At 70.2% G+C, this 16,597-nt stretch carries 15 protein-coding genes and 1 pseudogene; 7 read left to right on the top strand and 9 right to left on the bottom strand.

Translation table 11 applies throughout. The features are described from left to right. Position 1 precedes the first annotated feature (1 nt). On the bottom strand, positions 2-304 hold the full coding sequence (locus IEY86_RS05495) for a hypothetical protein (protein ID WP_189130382.1): 303 nt from the start codon (positions 302-304) through the stop codon (positions 2-4). A 119-nt stretch (positions 305-423) separates the two neighbouring features. On the opposite strand from IEY86_RS05495, the gene IEY86_RS05490 reads away from it, so the two are divergent. Further along, a complete protein-coding gene (locus tag IEY86_RS05490; RefSeq protein WP_189130381.1) occupies positions 424-1,428 on the top strand; it encodes a helix-turn-helix domain-containing protein in 1,005 nt (334 codons plus the stop codon). A 135-nt stretch (positions 1,429-1,563) separates the two neighbouring features. Here the strand turns inward: IEY86_RS05490 and IEY86_RS05485 are convergent, their stop codons facing one another. The 3 genes from IEY86_RS05485 to IEY86_RS05475 form a co-directional block, all read right to left on the bottom strand. After that, entirely contained in the window at positions 1,564-2,631 is a 1,068-nt protein-coding gene (locus IEY86_RS05485) for a HalD/BesD family halogenase (protein ID WP_189130380.1), read from the bottom strand. A gap of 94 nt (positions 2,632-2,725) precedes the next feature. Continuing rightward, positions 2,726-3,340 (bottom strand): dTDP-4-dehydrorhamnose 3,5-epimerase, encoded by a 615-nt coding sequence (locus IEY86_RS05480; protein WP_189130379.1) that lies wholly within the window; start codon positions 3,338-3,340, stop codon positions 2,726-2,728. Positions 3,341-3,374: 34 nt separating this feature from the next. After that, entirely contained in the window at positions 3,375-3,533 is a 159-nt protein-coding gene (locus IEY86_RS05475) for a hypothetical protein (protein ID WP_189130378.1), read from the bottom strand. A 141-nt stretch (positions 3,534-3,674) separates the two neighbouring features. Here IEY86_RS05475 and IEY86_RS05470 point away from each other — a divergent pair. Next, positions 3,675-4,037: pseudogene (locus IEY86_RS05470) on the top strand (DUF255 domain-containing protein); the annotation flags it as partial. Positions 4,038-4,156: 119 nt separating this feature from the next. Continuing rightward, positions 4,157-6,190: a thioredoxin domain-containing protein gene (locus tag IEY86_RS05465; protein ID WP_189130377.1), complete on the top strand. Its 2,034-nt coding sequence runs from the start codon at positions 4,157-4,159 to the stop codon at positions 6,188-6,190. A 377-nt stretch (positions 6,191-6,567) separates the two neighbouring features. On the opposite strand, the gene trhA is transcribed toward IEY86_RS05465, so the two are convergent. Next, entirely contained in the window at positions 6,568-7,239 is a 672-nt protein-coding gene (gene trhA, locus IEY86_RS05460; RefSeq protein ID WP_189130607.1) for a PAQR family membrane homeostasis protein TrhA, read from the bottom strand. 287 nt (positions 7,240-7,526) lie between these two features. Here trhA and IEY86_RS05455 point away from each other — a divergent pair, with 287 nt between their 5' ends. Then, complete coding sequence (locus IEY86_RS05455) at positions 7,527-9,329, top strand: phosphoenolpyruvate carboxykinase (GTP) (RefSeq protein WP_189130376.1); 1,803 nt, start codon at positions 7,527-7,529, stop codon at positions 9,327-9,329. An 80-nt stretch (positions 9,330-9,409) separates the two neighbouring features. On the opposite strand, the gene IEY86_RS05450 is transcribed toward IEY86_RS05455, so the two are convergent. The 4 genes from IEY86_RS05450 to IEY86_RS05435 all read right to left on the bottom strand — a co-directional run bounded on the left by IEY86_RS05450 (position 9,410) and on the right by IEY86_RS05435 (position 14,207). Beyond that, complete coding sequence (locus IEY86_RS05450; protein WP_189130375.1) at positions 9,410-9,865, bottom strand: SCO4983 family protein; 456 nt, start codon at positions 9,863-9,865, stop codon at positions 9,410-9,412. A gap of 143 nt (positions 9,866-10,008) precedes the next feature. Beyond that, complete coding sequence (locus IEY86_RS05445; protein WP_189130374.1) at positions 10,009-11,220, bottom strand: pyridoxal phosphate-dependent aminotransferase; 1,212 nt, start codon at positions 11,218-11,220, stop codon at positions 10,009-10,011. A gap of 81 nt (positions 11,221-11,301) precedes the next feature. Then, the gene (locus tag IEY86_RS05440) at positions 11,302-12,915 is read right to left on the bottom strand and encodes an N-acyl-D-amino-acid deacylase family protein (protein WP_189130373.1); all 1,614 of its coding nucleotides are present in this window, start codon (positions 12,913-12,915) and stop codon (positions 11,302-11,304) included. Between the two features lie 11 nt (positions 12,916-12,926). After that, positions 12,927-14,207 (bottom strand): alanine racemase, encoded by a 1,281-nt coding sequence (locus IEY86_RS05435; RefSeq protein WP_189130372.1) that lies wholly within the window; start codon positions 14,205-14,207, stop codon positions 12,927-12,929. Between the two features lie 210 nt (positions 14,208-14,417). On the opposite strand from IEY86_RS05435, the gene IEY86_RS05430 reads away from it, so the two are divergent. The 3 genes from IEY86_RS05430 to IEY86_RS05420 are packed head-to-tail and all read left to right on the top strand — an operon-like array spanning position 14,418 to position 16,528. After that, positions 14,418-15,380 carry a sugar kinase gene (locus IEY86_RS05430; RefSeq protein ID WP_229698201.1) on the top strand — a complete coding sequence of 321 codons (963 nt, stop codon included), beginning with the start codon at positions 14,418-14,420 and terminating at the stop codon, positions 15,378-15,380. After that, the gene (locus tag IEY86_RS05425; protein ID WP_189130370.1) at positions 15,377-16,126 is read left to right on the top strand and encodes an IclR family transcriptional regulator; all 750 of its coding nucleotides are present in this window, start codon (positions 15,377-15,379) and stop codon (positions 16,124-16,126) included. The genes IEY86_RS05430 and IEY86_RS05425 overlap by 4 nt, the downstream gene beginning before the upstream one ends. A gap of 9 nt (positions 16,127-16,135) precedes the next feature. Beyond that, complete coding sequence (locus tag IEY86_RS05420; RefSeq protein ID WP_189130369.1) at positions 16,136-16,528, top strand: RidA family protein; 393 nt, start codon at positions 16,136-16,138, stop codon at positions 16,526-16,528. Positions 16,529-16,597 lie beyond the last annotated feature (69 nt).

Below are 16,597 nucleotides of genomic sequence, written 5' to 3'. Positions count from 1 at the left end.
ACTACCAGGACGCCATCGCGTTGAGTTCCCGTTCCGGTCCCTGCCAGGTGAAGTTCCAGCCCCTCAACTCCGTGCGCCTCAGCGCCTCCCGGCACACTCCGACCGCCGCGCTCTCCGCCGCCTGGGCGCCCGGGGCGTTCATGAACAGGACCGCGTAGACACCGAAGGGGGTGGATTCGGTGTAAATATGCTCGAGCCCGTCATCGGGATCGGCCGTCGATTGCACATGGCGTGCGATGTCGGGCGGTGCTCCCGTACCGTCAAAGGAGTGGAAGCGGGCTGTAAAGGCGTACATTGCGGTCATCCCCCGTGATGTGAGATGGCGGAGTCTTAGGGACTGAATGCGGGCTGGGCAACGGACGAGCGGGGAGCCTACGATGCGGAGACCTCGGAGTCGTCCGGCATGAGGTTGGGGAGGCCAGAGTGCTGCACGTGTTCGGGATAAGTGAACGGGCGGAAGCGGTCTACCGGGTGATGCTGTCCGATCCCAGTCTTGGGGTAGGTGACCTGGCGAAACGTCTGGCGATCGAACACGATGAGGTGAGGTCGGCGTTCGACGAGCTGGCGCGTGCCGCGCTGCTGCGTCCGTCGCTCAAAACCCCTGACCAGTGGCGTCCGGTGAGTCCGGAGGCCGGCCTCGAGGCCGTGTTGTCGCGTCAGCAGGCCGAGCTGGTACAGCAGCAGAACCGCATAGAGGAGGCCCGTGCCGCGGCCGCTGCCCTCATGGCCGAGTACACCAAGCTGCGGCCGGGCTGGCAGTACGCCGAGGTCGAGCAGCTCGTCGGAGTCGCCGCCGTCCGCGAGCGCATCGAGGAACTCACTCCCAAAGTCCACACGGAGGTCCTCCACTTCGCCCCGGACGGAGCCCAGTACCCCGACACCCTGGACGCCAGATCCCCGGTCGACCGGCAGCTGCTGGAGCGCGGGGTGCGGATGCGCAATGTCTACCTCGACAGCATCCGCAACGATGCCCGTACCGTCGCCTACGCCAGATGGCTCACCGAGCTTGGCGGCGAGTGCCGTACCGTGCCCGCACTCCCCATGCGGCTGATCGTCTTCGACCGGGAGCTGGGGATCGTGCCCATCGACCCGGAGGACAGCAGCGCGGGGGCGGTCCTTATCCAGGGCCCCGGGCTGATCGCCGCGCTCACGTCGCTGTTCGACCTGGTGTGGGCGACAGCTTCGCCGCTCGGTGAGGCCAGGAGGCATCGGGCGAAGGGCCGGGAGGACACCCCGACAGCGCAGGAGCGGGAGCTGCTGCGGCTGCTCTTCCAGGGACTGACCGACGAGTTGGTGGCCCGAAGACTGGGGGTGTCGGTGCGGACCATGCGCCGTGTGGCCGCCGACCTCATGGAAAGGCTCGGGGCGCGCAGCCGCTTCCAGGCCGGTGCGCTGGCCATGGCGAGGGGCTGGGTCGAACCGGACTGAGCCGAACCGCGCCGGATCGAACCGGGGCGGATCAAACCGGGCCGGATCAAATCGGGCTGGGACGAACCGGACTGGGTCGAACCGGACTGAGGCGGCACGCACGGAGGTACGAGGTCCGGACGCGGGCGCCGCCATTCAGTCCACCTTCCGCTTCCTCCGGGTTTCGTCGGCCGCGCGCAGCCGTTGAACCTCCCGCTTGGTCACGTCTCCCCGCCGCAGCACGTCAACGGCCTCGACGATCTCCCGCACCGACTCGGCGAGCTGACGGACAATCAGTTCGCGGTCGTCGGTCCAGGGCACGTCCCGCAGGAAGTCGTCGAGATGGCCGCGGGCCCGCCAGGCCTTGTGGCGCGCGTAGTCGACGTAGCGGCAGAACTCCTCCACCTCGGCCTCGGGGTCCTGCTGTTCGTCGCTGGAACTGCGCAGGAAGTACGTGCGGTTGGGGTCCGGATGCCGCAGGTCGCGGGAGTCGTAGCACGTGCCGAGGGTGAAGCGCTCACTCTGCGAGCGCAGCGGCTCGGCGCGGTGGACCACCGCCGAACCCTGCAGAAGGACGGCGTGGCCCGGTCCGGGGAACTCCGGCGAGACGATCCGTTCCTCGGGCAGCGGCCGGCTGCGGGAGAGCAGGGCGTCGGCCTCGTGCCGTGTGCCGTGGAAGTGCTGGAAGCGGCCCCCGTCGCAGTCGTTGGGGTCGTGCACCACCAGCGTCATCACGAAGCCGTTGTCGTCGCGGTGCCAGCCGTCGTTGGACTCCACCGCCTCGGGCTGGTTGTAGTTGATGTGCGCGAGGTTGAACGGGAAGGCGGTCGGCACCAGTTCCGTGCGGGTGATCTCGCTGAAGAAGGCGCTCACGTCGGGCGACAGCGACAGGTCGCGCAGGAAGCGGGAGCGGTAGACCGCGCCGCGCAGCACGGGGGCCACCCGCGGGTCCGGGCTGTGCACCGCGTACGGCCAGAGACGTTTGATCACCGCGCGCACCTTCTCGACCCCGGTGTCGGAGAGCACACGCAGGGGAGAGGTGACGGCCACGGGGGAGGGGAAGTCGGAGCGGAACTCGTCGTCGTAGCCGAGGTCGCTCAGGCTGGTGACGTCCTTGGGCTGTTCGAGCCGCAGATCTTTGTCCGGTTCAAACGTAGGCTCGTCGTCCAGGTAGGAGTAACCTGGCGGCGCCTCACGGGGGAAGATGTGCGGCTCGGTCAGCATCGCGGTGGAAGCTCCTTCTGGCTGAGCAGATGGCAGGAGCGGGGCCGGCGGGTGGCACGCCGGCCCCGCTCCTGGGCGCAGGGTTCTGCCGCGGCTACACGGCTGCTGCCCTGCGGTCCCTCGCGCTCATTTCGCCGCCCACCGCCACGTCGAATGTCGTGTCGTAGGAGCCCCCGTTGCGGAGGATCTCGAGCTGGCGTTGCATCAGGATCTGCAGCACATGCGGGGGAAGCGGCAGGTCGTTGACGCTGAGCGAAGGGAAGCTGCTCGTTGGGGTGTCGGTCGGGACTCGGATCTGGTCATTTCCGACGTCGTAGTGGCTGTCCGGTCTTGAGGAGTCGAACCAGGTCGGTTCGGTGCGCACGGTGATGTTCGTCAGACCCTGGAATCGCATCGCGATTCCCTGGCCCACGTGCAGCGCCCTGCGCGGATCAGGGGTGAATTCGAGCCGAACCGATTGGCGGAGCGAGGGTGAGCCGCGGCGACAGTCCACGAAGTCGCCGACGAGCAGTTGTTCCGGTGCGCCGAGGAAGGTGAAGCGAGTGCTGTGTCCGACATGCACGACGTAGTCGTCGTAGGTGTCCCGCTGGAAGAAGTGGACGTCACTCACCAGAGGACTGGGGTTGGTCACGAGGGTGTAGCTGCCGTCAGCCGTCTCAGCGCAGTAGTTGGCCTCCCAGTGCAACCCGAGAATGCTCCTCTGGCCCATGCCTGGTCCTCATCCTTGTCGAACGCCGCCAGGATTACTGCCAGCCGGTGTCGGGAGCAGCGCTTTGGGAGATCGAGACGTCGTCGGTCTTCTGCCAGCCAGTGGCGTGGGCTGCAGCCGAGAACCCGGTGGACAGAGCAAGCGCCGTGACTATGACGATCGCGAGGCGCTTGAAAGCGCGCTTTGTGGACATGGTGTGGCTCTCCTCGGCTGAAGAGTGTGAACTCTTGTTCTGCTTGCTGCGCTGAGCTCCATCTTTGGCCGAGCGGGGCATCCGTGTCATCCGCTGGCCCTGTCAGCCTCCTGCACGGCAGGAGACTGACAGGATGGTGACTTGGCCAACCGGCTCATCGCCGCCACGTCCCCGTACCTGCTCCAGCACGCCGGCGATCCGGTCGACTGGTGGCCCTGGGGCGAGGAGGCATTCGCGGAGGCCAAGAGGCGGGAGGTGCCGATCCTGCTGGGCGTGGGGTACGCGGCCTGCCATCGGTGCCATGTGATGGCGCACGAGTCGTTCGAGGACGAGCGGATCGCCGCCTACGTCAATGAGCACTTCGTCGCGGTCAAGGTGGACCGCGAGGAGCGACCGGACGTCGACGCCGTCTACATGGAAGCAGTGCAGGCGGCGACCGGGCAAGGCGGTTGGCCGATGACGGTCTTCATGACCCCGGACGGCGCCCCGTTCTACTTCGCGACCCCGACCCGCTGAGCGACGGCGAGCAAGACAGTTCCAGCGGCTCGGCCCCGGCCCCGTTCGTTCGTACGCTGTCCCCGTGGCGCATGGGCGGGCGTCGGCGGGTGCGCAAGGATGGGGGTATGCCCAACCGACTTGCCCAGGCCACGTCCCCGTACCTCCTCCAGCACGCGGACAACCCCGTTGACTGGTGGCCATGGGAGGCCGGTGCGTTCGAAGAAGCCCGGCGGCGCGATGTCCCCGTGTTCTTGAGCGTCGGCTACAGCGCCTGCCACTGGTGTCACGTCATGGCGCACGAGTCCTTCGAGGAGGACGACACCGCTGCGTACATGAACGAGCACTTCGTGTCCGTCAAGGTGGACCGTGAGGAGCGGCCCGACGTGGACGCGGTCTACATGGAGGCGGTGCAAGCCGCCACTGGGCAGGGCGGCTGGCCCATGTCCGTGTTCATGACGCCGGATGGGGAGCCCTTCTACTTCGGCACCTACTTCCCGCCCGAGGCTCGCCATGGCATGCCGTCCTTCCGTCAGGTGCTCGAAGGCGTGCACGACGCCTGGACGAGCCGACGGGACGAGGTGGGGGAAGTCGCGGGGAAGCTCACTCGGGACCTTGCCAAGCGGGAGCTGAGCACCGGGGACGCCGGGACGCCCACCGAGGAGACCCAGGCTCTGGCCCTCCTCCGACTGACCCGGGACATCGACCCCGCGAGTGGCTGGTTCAAAGGAGACACCAAGTTCCCGCCGTCGATGGTGATCGAGTTCCTGTTGCGCCACCATGCGCGGGCCGGTTCCGTGGCCGCGCTGGAGATGGCGGAAGGGCTGTGCGGCGCGATGGCTCGTTCGAGCCTGTACGACCAGGTGGGAGGCGGGTTCCACCGGTACGTGCTCACGCCGAGGGTTGGTGGGCCTTTGGTACCCCACTTCGAGAAGATGCTGTACGACAACGCCCTGCTGCTGAGGGTCTACACCCATCTGTGGCGGGCGACCGGCTCGGAGCTCGCCCGCCGGGTCGCCCTGGAGACCGCGGACTTCATGGTCCGCGAGCTGCGCACCCCGCAGGGCGGGTTCGCCTCGGCGCTCGACGCGGACAGCCCGGACGCCGAGGGGAAGCCGGTGGAGGGCGCGTACTACGTCTGGACGCCGGGGCAGCTCGCCGAGGTGCTGGGACCGGAGCGCGGGGCGGTCGCCGCCGCCCTCCACGGCGTCACCGAGGAGGGCACGTTCGAGCACGGCGCCTCGGTCCTGCGGCTGCCCGAGGCGGAGCCCGACCCCGAGATCCGTGCCGCTCTCCTGGCCGCCCGCGAGCGGCGCCCCCGCCCCGCCCGGGACGACAAGGTGGTCGCTGCCTGGAACGGGCTGGCCGTCGCCGCGCTCGCCGAGGCCGGAGCCCTCCTCGACCGCCCGGACCTCGTCGAGGCGGCCGCGGCCGCCGGCGACCTGCTCGTCTCGGTCCATCTGCGGGGCAGCGGCCTGGTCCGCACCTCGCGGGACGGCCACGCGGGCCCCAGCGCCGGGGTGCTGGAGGACTACGGGGACGTTGCCGAGGGCTTCATCGCGCTGTACTCCGTCACCGGCGACACCTCGTGGCTGACCTTCGCGGAGCTTGTTCTGGACACCGTCCTCGACCGCTTCGCCGGGCAGGACGGGACGCTCTTCGACACCGCGGACGACGCCGAGAAGCTGATCCGCCGCCCCCAGGACCCGACGGACAACGCGGCCCCGTCCGGGTGGACCGCCGCGGCCGGCGCCCTGCTCAGCCATGCGGCGCTGACCGGCTCCGCCCGCCACCGCGAGGAGGCGGGGAAGGCCCTCGGGATCGTGCGCGCCCTCGGCGGCCGTGCCCCGAGGTTCATCGGCTGGGGGCTGGCGGTGGCGGAGGCGTATCTGGACGGTCCTCGGGAGGTCGCGGTCGTCGGCCCGCCCGAGGACCCGGCCACGGCTGAACTCCACCGGACGGCCTTGCTGGGGACGGCTCCCGGCGCCGTGGTGGCCGTGGGCGAGCCGGATGCCGGGGACGCCGCGGACCCCGGGGACGTCGCCCCGGTGCTTCGCGACCGCGTCCTCGTGGACGGGCGGCCCGCGGCCTATGTCTGCCGCCACTTCACCTGCGACGCCCCCACGACGGACCCCCGGACCCTGGCGGAGAAGGTGCGCTGACCCCCGGAACCGTACTTGCGGCGGACCTGCCTCCGGATCTCCCGACGGAATGTCAGTGGTGTGTGTCACTGTGGGTTCTGTGGCGGTCCGCCGGAGTGACCGATGCGGGACGGGGGCAGGAGAGAGGGTGGGCCGCGCCAGGGGACGCGTGCGTGACCGAGGGGGAACGTATGACGGGGAATCTGCGTGTCGGGGGGGCGCTGTGCGTGGCGCTCTTCGCCGGCGGCTATCTGCTGGGGGGAGGACCGGCCGTGCTCGGCCTGGCGCTCGTCGCGGCGGCCGTGGTCGCGGGCTACAGCTGGTCGCCCTCGTGGAGAGCCACGCACCGGCTGGTGGCCGGGGCGCGGCCGCGGACGGGGGTGAGCCTTCCGGTCTGGTCAGGCGTGCGAATAGGCCACGAGCGAGATGCCCACGTAGTGGACCACGAACGCGCCGACGGTCAGGGAATGGAACACCTCGTGGAAGCCGAACCACCGCGGTGACGGGTTCGGGCGCTTTATGCCGTAGATGATGCCTCCGGCGCTGTAGAGCAGCCCACCGACGATCACGAGGACCATCACCGCGATACCGCCGGTGCGCATGAAGTCCGGCAGGAAGAACACCGCCGCCCAGCCGAGGGCGATGTAGCACGGTGTGTAGAGCCAGCGCGGGGCTCCCACCCAGAAGACGCGGAAGGCGATACCGGCCAGAGCCCCGGCCCAGACCAGCCAGAGAAGCAGCGCTCCACGGCCATTTGGCATGAGCAGGATGGTCAGCGGGGTGTACGTGCCGGCGATGATGAGGAAAATGTTGGCATGGTCCAGGCGTCGCAGGATCGCGGTGGCCCTGGGTCCCCAGTTGCCGCGATGATAGAGGGCGCTGACGCCGAAGAGCAGGCAGGCGGTGACCGTGTACACGGCGCAGGCGACGCGTCCGCGCGCGCTGCCGGTGAAGGCGATGAGGGCGACCCCCGCGACGAACGTCGTGGGGAACATGCCTGCGTGCAGCCAGCCGCGCAGCTTCGGCTTGCTCATGTGGAGTGGGGAGGTGCCGATGGCACCCTCGGACATCGCGGTCGAAGCAGACTCCTCGGCTGTCATACCAACCACTGTACCTACGGTCCCGTAAGTTACTTGTTAGTATAGAGTGGTGATGCTCACCTCGGATTCACTGGACAAAAGTCGCCCCCGCCTTAAATGCTGATCTTCATCAGCTACGGCACCGGACGATTGCCATGAAGCGCCCGGGTCGTCGCCCCCAAGGGGCACTGTTCCACCATGCGGACATACGAGGTAGAGTCCGCAAAACCCTCAACCTTGACGCCGATTCGGTGCGGAATCGGCGGAACGGAGCAATCGTGGCGCGCGATATTGCGGCTCCCACCAGTCATAAAGACCTCCTCGAATGGGTCGGCGAGATCGCCGCCCTCACCCAGCCCGACGAGATCGTGTGGTGCGACGGCTCCGAGGAGGAGTACCGCCGCCTGTGCGACCTGCTGGTCGAGAACGGCACCTTCAAGCGGCTCGACCCCGTGCAGCGCCCCAACTCGTACTACGCGGCCTCGGACCCCTCCGACGTGGCCCGTGTCGAGGACCGTACGTTCATCTGCTCCGAGAAGGAGGAGGACGCCGGTCCGACGAACCACTGGAAGCACCCCGACGAGATGCGCGCCGTCTTCGGCGACATCTTCAAGGGCTCCATGCGCGGCCGGACGATGTACGTCGTCCCCTTCTGCATGGGCCCCCTCGGGTCGCCGCTGTCCGCGCTGGGTGTGGAGATCACCGACTCCGCGTACGTCGCGGTCTCCATGCGCACGATGACCCGGATGGGCCAGGCGGTGCTCGACGAGCTCGGCGACGACGGCTTCTTCGTCAAGGCGGTGCACTCCCTCGGCGCCCCGCTCGAGCCCGGCCAGGCCGATGTGCCGTGGCCCTGCAACTCCACCAAGTACATCTCCCACTTCCCCGAGACCCGTGAGATCTGGTCCTTCGGCTCCGGCTACGGCGGCAACGCCCTGCTGGGCAAGAAGTGCTACGCGCTGCGCATCGCGTCCGTGATGGCCCGTGACGAGGGCTGGCTGGCCGAGCACATGCTCATCCTCAAGCTCACCCCGCCGCGCGGCGAGGCCAAGTACGTCGCCGCGGCCTTCCCCTCGGCGTGCGGCAAGACCAACCTGGCGATGCTCGAGCCGACCACCCGCGGCTGGACCGTGGAGACCATCGGCGACGACATCGCCTGGATGCGCTTCGGCGAGGACGGCCGCCTCTACGCGATCAACCCCGAGGCGGGCTTCTTCGGTGTGGCGCCCGGCACCGGCGAGCACACCAACGCCAATGCGATGAAGACCCTTTGGGGCAACTCGGTCTTCACCAACGTCGCGCTGACCGACGACGGCGATGTGTGGTGGGAGGGCATGACGCAGGAGGCTCCGGCCCACCTGACCGACTGGCGGGGCAACGACTGGACGCCGGCGTCGGACACCCCGGCGGCGCACCCCAACGCCCGCTTCACCGTGCCCGCGTCGCAGTGCCCGATCATCGCGCCCGAGTGGGAGGACCCCAAGGGCGTGCCGATCTCGGCGATCCTGTTCGGCGGCCGCCGCGCCAGCGCCGTCCCGCTGGTGACGGAGTCCTTCGACTGGCAGCACGGCGTCTTCCTCGGCGCCAACGTGGCCAGTGAGAAGACCGCCGCCGCAGAGGGCAAGGTCGGCGAGCTGCGCCGCGACCCCTTCGCCATGCTGCCGTTCTGCGGCTACAACATGGGCGACTACTTCGCGCACTGGCTGCGGGTCGGCGAGAAGGCCGACGCGGAGAAGCTGCCGAAGATCTTCTACGTCAACTGGTTCCGCAAGGACACCGACGGCCGCTTCGTGTGGCCGGGCTTCGGCGAGAACAGCCGCGTGCTCAAGTGGATCGTCGAGCGGCTCAGCGGCGAGGCGGACGGCGTCGAGACCCCGATCGGCATCCTGCCGACGAAGGACGCGCTGGACACGGACGGCCTGGACATCCCGGAGGCCGACCTCGATCTGCTGCTGTCCGTGGACGCCGATGTGTGGCGCGAGGAGGCGGCGCTCGTTCCCGAGCACCTGAACACCTTCGGTGACCACACGCCGAAGGCGCTGTGGGACGAGTACCGCAAGCTGGTGGAGCGTCTGGGCTGACGCCCTCGACACCTGGGGTTACGCCGGGGCCGCGCCTTCTTTCAGGCGCGGCCCCGGCGCGTTCTCGGGGGCGGCGCCCGTCAGGCGGGGACCGGGGGGCTGTTGAGAGCCAGGGCGTGCGCGTCCATGCGACGGCAGGCCAGCATCGCGGTGGCGGTGTCCTGGCGGGACGCGGCCACGACGAGCACCCGGCCGGCGATGGTGTGCGCGTGCTGGTGCAGGGCGGCGACCCGGGCGTGCCCGGCGCCGGGGCGGCTGCCCTCCCAGATGCGCACGGGGGCGCCGGTGGGGCTCAGCTCGGTGACCCGCTCGGCGATCTCGCGGGCGGCCTCGTCCAGTTCCTCGGACGGCCCGGCGCCGCGCAACTCGTCGGTGACGGCGAGCAGGGCCGCGAGGTGCCCTGCCAACTGCGCCTGCAGGTGGTCCGTGCGCGACGGCTGCGAGGCGCCGCGCTCGGCGGCCGGCTCGGCGGTGCGGGTCCGCCTGCCCGCGGCCGGGCGCGGGGTACGCACCGGCTGGCGACTCGGCTCGTACACGGTGACCTCCCAAACGCAGGATCGCTTGTTGAAGCCATCCTAACTTGGACAGCGTCTAAAAAGCGAGTGAGGATAGATCTGTGCTCGAGGCGCCGGTGAAACGAGCGATGCGGGGGCCTCGCCGCGGCGGTCGCAGCCCCCGGTCAGGGCTGGCTGTAGCCGTCCAGGAAGCGTCCGATGCGGCCGACCGCGTCCACCAGATCCTCCGCCCACGGCAGCGTGACCAGGCGGAAGTGGTCCGGCTCGGGCCAGTTGAACCCCGTACCGTGCACAATCATGATCTTCTCCGCCCGCAGCAGGTCGAGGACCATCTGCCGGTCGTCCTTGATCTTGTACACATTCGGGTCGAGCCGCGGGAAGAGGTAGAGCGCCCCCTTCGGCTTCACACACGTCACACCGGGGATCTGCGTGAGCAGGTCGAGGGCCGCGTCGCGCTGCGCGAGCAGCCGCCCGCCCGGAAGGACCAGGTCATTGATCGACTGGCGGCCGCCGAGCGCGGTGGCGATGGCGTGCTGCGCCGGCATATTGGCGCAGAGCCGCATATTGGCCAGGATCGTCAGCCCCTCGATGTAGCTCGAGGCATGCGTCTTCGGTCCGCACACGGCCAGCCAGCCCGAGCGGTATCCGGCGACGCGGTAGGCCTTCGACAGCCCGTTGAACGTCAGGGTCAGCAGGTCCGGCGCGAGGGCGGCGGTCGGGGTGTGGGTGGCGCCGTCGTAGAGGATCTTGTCGTAGATCTCGTCCGAGCAGACGATCAGGCTGTGGCGACGGGCGATGTCGGCGATCCCGCGCAGCAGCTCGTCGTCGTAGACCGCGCCCGTGGGGTTGTTCGGGTTGATCACGACGATGGCCTTGGTGCGGTCGGTGACCCTGCGCTCGATGTCGGCGAGGTCCGGCATCCAGTCGGCCTGCTCGTCGCAGCGGTAGTGCACGGCGGTGCCGCCCGACAGGGAGACCGCGGCGGTCCACAGCGGGTAGTCCGGCGCGGGCACCAGGACCTCGTCCCCGTCGTCGAGCAGGGCCTGCATCGACATCTGGATCAGCTCGGAGACCCCGTTGCCGATGTAGACGTCCTCGACGTCCAGCGGGATGCCCTTGGTCTGGTAGTGCTGCATCACCGCCCGCCGTGCGGACAGCAGCCCCTTGGCGTCGCCGTACCCGTGCGCGTTCCCGAGGTTGCGCAGCATGTCCTCGAGGATCTCCGGCGGGCAGTCGAACCCGAACGGCGCCGGGTTGCCGGTGTTGAGCTTGAGGATGCGATGGCCCTCGGCCTCGAGTCGCATCGCCTCCTCGAGTACCGGACCGCGGATCTCGTAGCAGACGTTGGCGAGCTTCGTGGACTGGATCACCTGCATGCCGGTCACCTTACGGGCGCGTTTCCGGGCCCGCCTGGTGTTTTTCGCCACGTCGACCGGCCCGGAGGGCGAAAGCGCACGTCAGCGCGGTGGTGTCCGGCGGATGGACCGCCCCGCCAGTTCATCCGTCCGATGGCCGTCTCGCACAACGAAACGCCCGTCGATCAGCACATGGGGCAGCCCGGTCGGCGCGGTGCGCGGCGCCTCGAACGTCGCTCCCGCCGCCACCGTCCGCGGATCGAAGAGCACCAGGTCCGCCCGGTACCCCTCCCGCACCAGCCCCCGGTCGGGCAGCCGCAGCCGGGCCGCGGGCCGCGAGGTCAGATGGGCCACACACTCCTCGAGCCCGAGCACACCCAGCTCCCGCACGTAGGTCCCCAGGTAGCGGGGGAACGTCCCGTACGCCCGCGGGTGCGGCTTGTCCCCGACGAGCAGACCGTCGCTGCCGCCGGTGTGCACCCGGTGACGCATGATCGTCCGCACGTTCTCCTCGTGCCCGACGTGCTGGAGGACCGTGGTGCCCAGCCGGTCCTCCACCAGCAGGCGCAGCGCGATGTCGAACGGTTCCACGCCCTCCCGCAGGGCGGATCGGCGCACGGTCGCCCCGGAGTACCGGGACAGGCAGGGGTGGGCCACCCCGGAGACCTCGATCGTGTCCCAGTCGATCGCCACCCCGTGGCAGCCGTCGGAGCCCTCGACCTCCATCACCTCGCGGATCCTCGCGCACGTCGCCGGATCCCCCAGCCGCCGCAGCGTCGCCTCCGGCCCGCCCTCCGTGGCCCAGCCGGGCAGCAGGGCGGCGAGCGTGGTGCAGCCGGGCAGGTAGGGATAGGTGTCGAGGGAGATGTCGGCGCCCCGGTCGAGGGCGCGGTCGAGGAGGGCGAGCAGTTCGGGGGCGCGGCCCTCGTTGACGCCGAAGTTCATCGTCGCGTGCGCCAGGTGCAGCGCGCAGCCGGCGGACCTGGTGACCTCCACCATCTGCGCGTACGCCTCCAGCGCCCCCGCCCCGTAGGAGCGGTGGTGCGGGCAGTAGTAGCCGCCGTGGTCGGCCACGACCCGGCACAGCCGGGTCAGCTCCGCGTCGTCGGCGTACATCCCGGGTGAGTAGGTCAGCCCGGACGACATGCCGACCGCGCCCTCCTCCAGTCCCCGCGCGACCAGGCGTTTCATCGCCTCGATCTCGGCCTCCGTCGCCGGCCGGTCCTCCCAGCCGACGACGAGCATGCGCACGGTGCCCTGGGGGACGAGATAGGCGGCGTTGACCGCGATGCCACGGCCGTCGAAGCCCGCGTCGAGCCGGTCCAGGTACTCACCGACGCCGCGCCAGTTCCATTCCAGGTCCGGCGGGTCGCCGTTCCAGCCGGTGATCTGGCGGCGGATCTCGGCCAGCGTCCTGTCGTCCACGGGCGCGTACGACAGGCCGTCCTGTCCGATCACCTCCAGGGTCACGCCCTGCGACGCCTTGGCCTCGTGGAGCGGGTCGGTCAGCAGGGCGAGATCGGAGTGCGCGTGCATGTCGATGAAGCCGGGGCACAGGGCGAGACCGCCCGCGTCGAGGCTCCGGCGCCCGGACGGACGCCGCGATCCCTCCCGCGCGATCGCCGCGATCCGGCCGCCGTCGACGCCGACATCGGCCCGGTACGAGGGGCCGCCCGAGCCGTCGACGACCAGCGCGTCGCGGAAGACCAGGTCCATGGCAGCGCCCCTCAGAAGAAGGTGCGGATCAGGTCGGTGACCGTGCCGTCCGCCCTCACCTGGGGGATCAGCTGCCACTTGTCGAAGACCGTGCACGGGTGCGACAGGCCCAGTGCCACCCAGTCGCCGACCTCGACAGCGGCTCCGTCGGCCACCTCGACGAACGTGTGCTGGTCGGCCAGCGCGGTCACCCGCAGTCCCTCCGCGGCGCGGACCGTCCCGTCCGCGCCGCGCACCAACTGCGCCTGCGGCAGGTCCAGATCGTAGGCGGCGTCGCGCTTGCCCGCGTTGAGGAAGGCGAGTCCGGGCTCGGGACGGGAGACCACCTGTGCCCAGAGCCGGAAGGCGGGCAGGAGCGCCTCCTCGCCCGGGAGCCGGTTGAACGGGGTGAGCCTGCGGTAGTGCCCGTCGTCGTGGGCGACATAGGCGCCGGACCGCAGCAGCTTCAGGACCGGCTTGGAGTACGCGGGGACGGACTCGAAGACCTCCGCCACCGCGTCGAACCACGCGCTGCCGCCCGCGCTGAGCACGATCTCGTCCGCCCCGTCGAACCGCCCCGCGCCGTCGAAGCGCCCGGCCAGCGCCACCAGGCGCTCCAGCCAGGCCCGTACGCTCCGCGGCGTCTTCTCCCGCAACTCGCCCTCGTAGCCCGCCACTCCCACCAGCCGCAGGGTGTCCACCCGGGCCACGGCGTCGGCCACCGCGTCGGCGGCGGCCTCGTCGCGCACCCCCGTCCGCCCGCCGTCGCAGCCGAACTCGACCACCACGTCCACCGGCCGCCGGGCCCCCGCCGCCCGAAGCGCCTCGTCCATCAGCCCGGCACCGCGCACCGAGTCGACACAGGCGGTGAAGACGAAGCCGGGGTCGGCGTCCAGCTCCGCGGCCAGCCAGGCCAGGGCGGCGGGGTCCACCAGCTCATTGGCGAGGAAGATCCGGGGTACACCGAACGCCCGGTACACCCGCACCTGAGTGGGCACGGCGGCCGTGATCCCCCAGGCCCCGCGCTCGAGTTGACGGGCGAACAGCTGAGGCGCCATCGACGTCTTGCCGTGCGGGGCGAAGGCCAGGCCGTGCCGGGCCGACCAGGTCTCCATGAGCGCGAGGTTGTGCTCCAGCGCCTCCTCGGACAGCGCCAGGACGGGGGTGGTGAACCCTCCGGTGAACAGCGAACGCCGCTGCCCCGCCAGTTCGCCGACCCGTCGGCCCTCGGCGTCCGGGGGGAGCCCCTTGAACCGCCAGTCCACACGCTCTTCGGCCAGAGCCTTCAGCGCGTCCGCACCTTCCACACCCATGGACTCTCCTCAGCTCGTTGCAACATGTGCAACATCCATTGCAAGTCCTGCGGCTGCTGTCTAACATCCCGGCAAGCGACCGGTCAACGCCTGTCGCAGCAGTCCCAGATCCGCCCCGGAACACCGACCCGAGGAATCGCCGACGTGACCAGCAGCGCGGCCCGAACCACCACCGCCACCACCGTCGACGCGGTGTGCCTGGGGGAATCGATGGTCACGTTCCACCCCGACCGCCCGGGCCCGCTGGCCGACGTCCCGACGTTCCACCGGGGCATCGGCGGCGCCGAGTCCAATGTCGCCTGCTACCTCGCCCGCCTCGGGCACCGCGTCCGCTGGATCAGCCGCGTCGGCGCCGACGGCTTCGGCGACCGCATCCTCCAGGAGATGGCCGCCGCGGGAGTGGACGTCGGCGAGGTCCAGCGAGACGCGGCCCGGCCCACCGGCGTCTACTTCAAGGAGCGGCTCGACGGGCACACCGCGGTCACCTACTACCGCGGCGGGTCCGCGGCCTCGGCCATGTCCGCCGACCTGGTCGGGCGTGAGAAGGCCTGGTCCGGCCGGGTCCTGCACCTGTCCGGGATCACCGCCGCGCTGTCCGACTCCTGCCGCGATCTGGTCCGCGCGCTCACCGAGCGCGTCCCGGGCCGCCCGCACATCTCGTTCGACCTCAACCACCGCCCGGCGCTGTGGAACGGACGAGACCCCGCCCAGCTCATCGGCATCGCCCGCCGCTGCGACACCGTCCTCGTAGGAGAGGACGAGGCCGAGGCCGCGTGGGGACTGGCCTCGGCGAACGGTGTGCGAGCCGCCCTCCCCGAGCCGGGCACGCTCGTCGTCAAGCAGGGAGCCCGCGGGGCCACCGTCTACTCCCGGCAGCCGGACGGCACCGACACCGCCCACTTCGAACCCGCGCTCACCGTGGACGTCGTGGATCCGGTCGGGGCGGGGGACGCCTTCGCGGCCGGCTTCCTGTCGGCGACGCTGCGCGGACTGCCCCTGCCCGCGCGGCTGCGGTACGGGCATGTCCTGGCCGCCGTCGCCCTCACCGTTCCCGGTGACCTCGGCTGCCCGCCACCGCATGCCCGTGTCGCACACCTCGTGGGCCTGGACGACGCCACATGGGACAGTCTGGTCCTGGGCCAGGGATGGACGGAGAAGGACGAACCGCGATGAGCCAGACCGTCGACCGCGCACTGCGGATCCTGCCCCTCCTGGCCGAGGGCCCGGCCAATCTCGAACAGGTCGCCACCCGCCTGGACGTCCACAAGTCCACCGCGCTGCGCCTGCTGCGCACTCTCCACGAGCACGGCCTGGTCTACCGGCAGGGCGACCAGCGGTACCGGCTCGGCGGCCGACTGTTCGCCCTCGCGCAGGAGGCGATGGAGAACATCGACATCCGTGCCACGGCGCATCCGCATCTGGTCGCCCTGAACGAGAACTGCGGCCACACCGTCCACCTCGCCGTCCACGAGGAGGGCGAGGTGATCTACGTCGACAAGGTCGACAGCCGCTACCCGGTACGGATGTACTCGCGCATCGGCAAGCCGGTCGCCATCACCGTGGCCGCGGTCGCCAAAATCCTCCTGGCCGACCTGCCCGGGGACGAGTTGCGCACGCTCGCCCGGAAGCTCGACTACCCGCGCTACACCGCCCGTTCGATCATCGGCCCCGAGGCGTTCCTCGCCGAACTGGCCAAGGTGCGCGAGCAGGGCTGGGCCACCGACTTCGGCGGGCACGAGGAGTCCATCAACTGCGTCGGCGCCCCGATCCGAGGACACGACGGACGGGTCGTCGCCGCCATGTCGGTCTCGGCGCCCAACGTCGTCGTCACCGCCGAGGAGCTCCTCGCACTCCTTCCGCTGGTGCGCCGCACCGCGCAGACGATCAGCCGCGACTACGCGGGATACACCTCACGTTAAGGAAGCACCATGAGCGACAAGACCGCCGTCGCGACCGACAAGGCACCGCAGCCGCCCGCGAGGTTCTCGCAAGGCGTCCGCAAGGGGAACATCCTCCAGGTCGCCGGACAGGTCGGCTTCGACCCGGCCACCGGCACGCCCGTGGGCCCGGGGCTGGCCGAGCAGACCCTCCAGACCCTGCGCAATGTCCAGACCGTCCTCGAGGAGGGCGGCTCCTCCTGGGCCGACGTGGTGATGATGCGTGTGTACCTCACGGACACCGCCCACTTCGCCGAGCTCAACAAGGTCTACGACGAGTGGTTCTCGGGCATCGAGGGGCCGCTCCCGGCCCGGACGACCATCTACGTGGGCCTGCCCGCGGGCCTGCTGATCGAGATCGACGCCCTGGCCGTCCTGGACTGAGCCCGTAGGACCGTCCCCGGCGGTTCCGAGTCCAACTGACCGTCCTGGACTGAGCCCGTAGGACCGTCC

The sequence above is a fragment of the Wenjunlia tyrosinilytica genome (assembly GCF_014646055.1).
Classification (GTDB): domain Bacteria; phylum Actinomycetota; class Actinomycetes; order Streptomycetales; family Streptomycetaceae; genus Wenjunlia; species Wenjunlia tyrosinilytica.
Note: the sequence above shows the minus strand (reverse complement) of the source record. Positions and strands in the feature narration are given on the sequence as shown.

Coding starts and splice junctions, on each gene's coding strand:
- IEY86_RS05495 (WP_189130382.1), bottom strand. CDS start 304: ATGACCGCAATGTACGCCTTTACAGCCCGCTTCCACTCCTTTGACGGT.
- IEY86_RS05485 (WP_189130380.1), bottom strand. CDS start 2,631: ATGCTGACCGAGCCGCACATCTTCCCCCGTGAGGCGCCGCCAGGTTAC.
- IEY86_RS05480 (WP_189130379.1), bottom strand. CDS start 3,340: ATGGGCCAGAGGAGCATTCTCGGGTTGCACTGGGAGGCCAACTACTGC.
- IEY86_RS05475 (WP_189130378.1), bottom strand. CDS start 3,533: ATGTCCACAAAGCGCGCTTTCAAGCGCCTCGCGATCGTCATAGTCACG.
- IEY86_RS05465 (WP_189130377.1), top strand. CDS start 4,157: ATGCCCAACCGACTTGCCCAGGCCACGTCCCCGTACCTCCTCCAGCAC.
- trhA (WP_189130607.1), bottom strand. CDS start 7,239: ATGTCCGAGGGTGCCATCGGCACCTCCCCACTCCACATGAGCAAGCCG.
- IEY86_RS05445 (WP_189130374.1), bottom strand. CDS start 11,220: ATGCAGGTGATCCAGTCCACGAAGCTCGCCAACGTCTGCTACGAGATC.
- IEY86_RS05440 (WP_189130373.1), bottom strand. CDS start 12,915: ATGGACCTGGTCTTCCGCGACGCGCTGGTCGTCGACGGCTCGGGCGGC.
- IEY86_RS05435 (WP_189130372.1), bottom strand. CDS start 14,207: ATGGGTGTGGAAGGTGCGGACGCGCTGAAGGCTCTGGCCGAAGAGCGT.
- IEY86_RS05430 (WP_229698201.1), top strand. CDS start 14,418: ATGGTCACGTTCCACCCCGACCGCCCGGGCCCGCTGGCCGACGTCCCG.
- IEY86_RS05425 (WP_189130370.1), top strand. CDS start 15,377: ATGAGCCAGACCGTCGACCGCGCACTGCGGATCCTGCCCCTCCTGGCC.
- IEY86_RS05420 (WP_189130369.1), top strand. CDS start 16,136: ATGAGCGACAAGACCGCCGTCGCGACCGACAAGGCACCGCAGCCGCCC.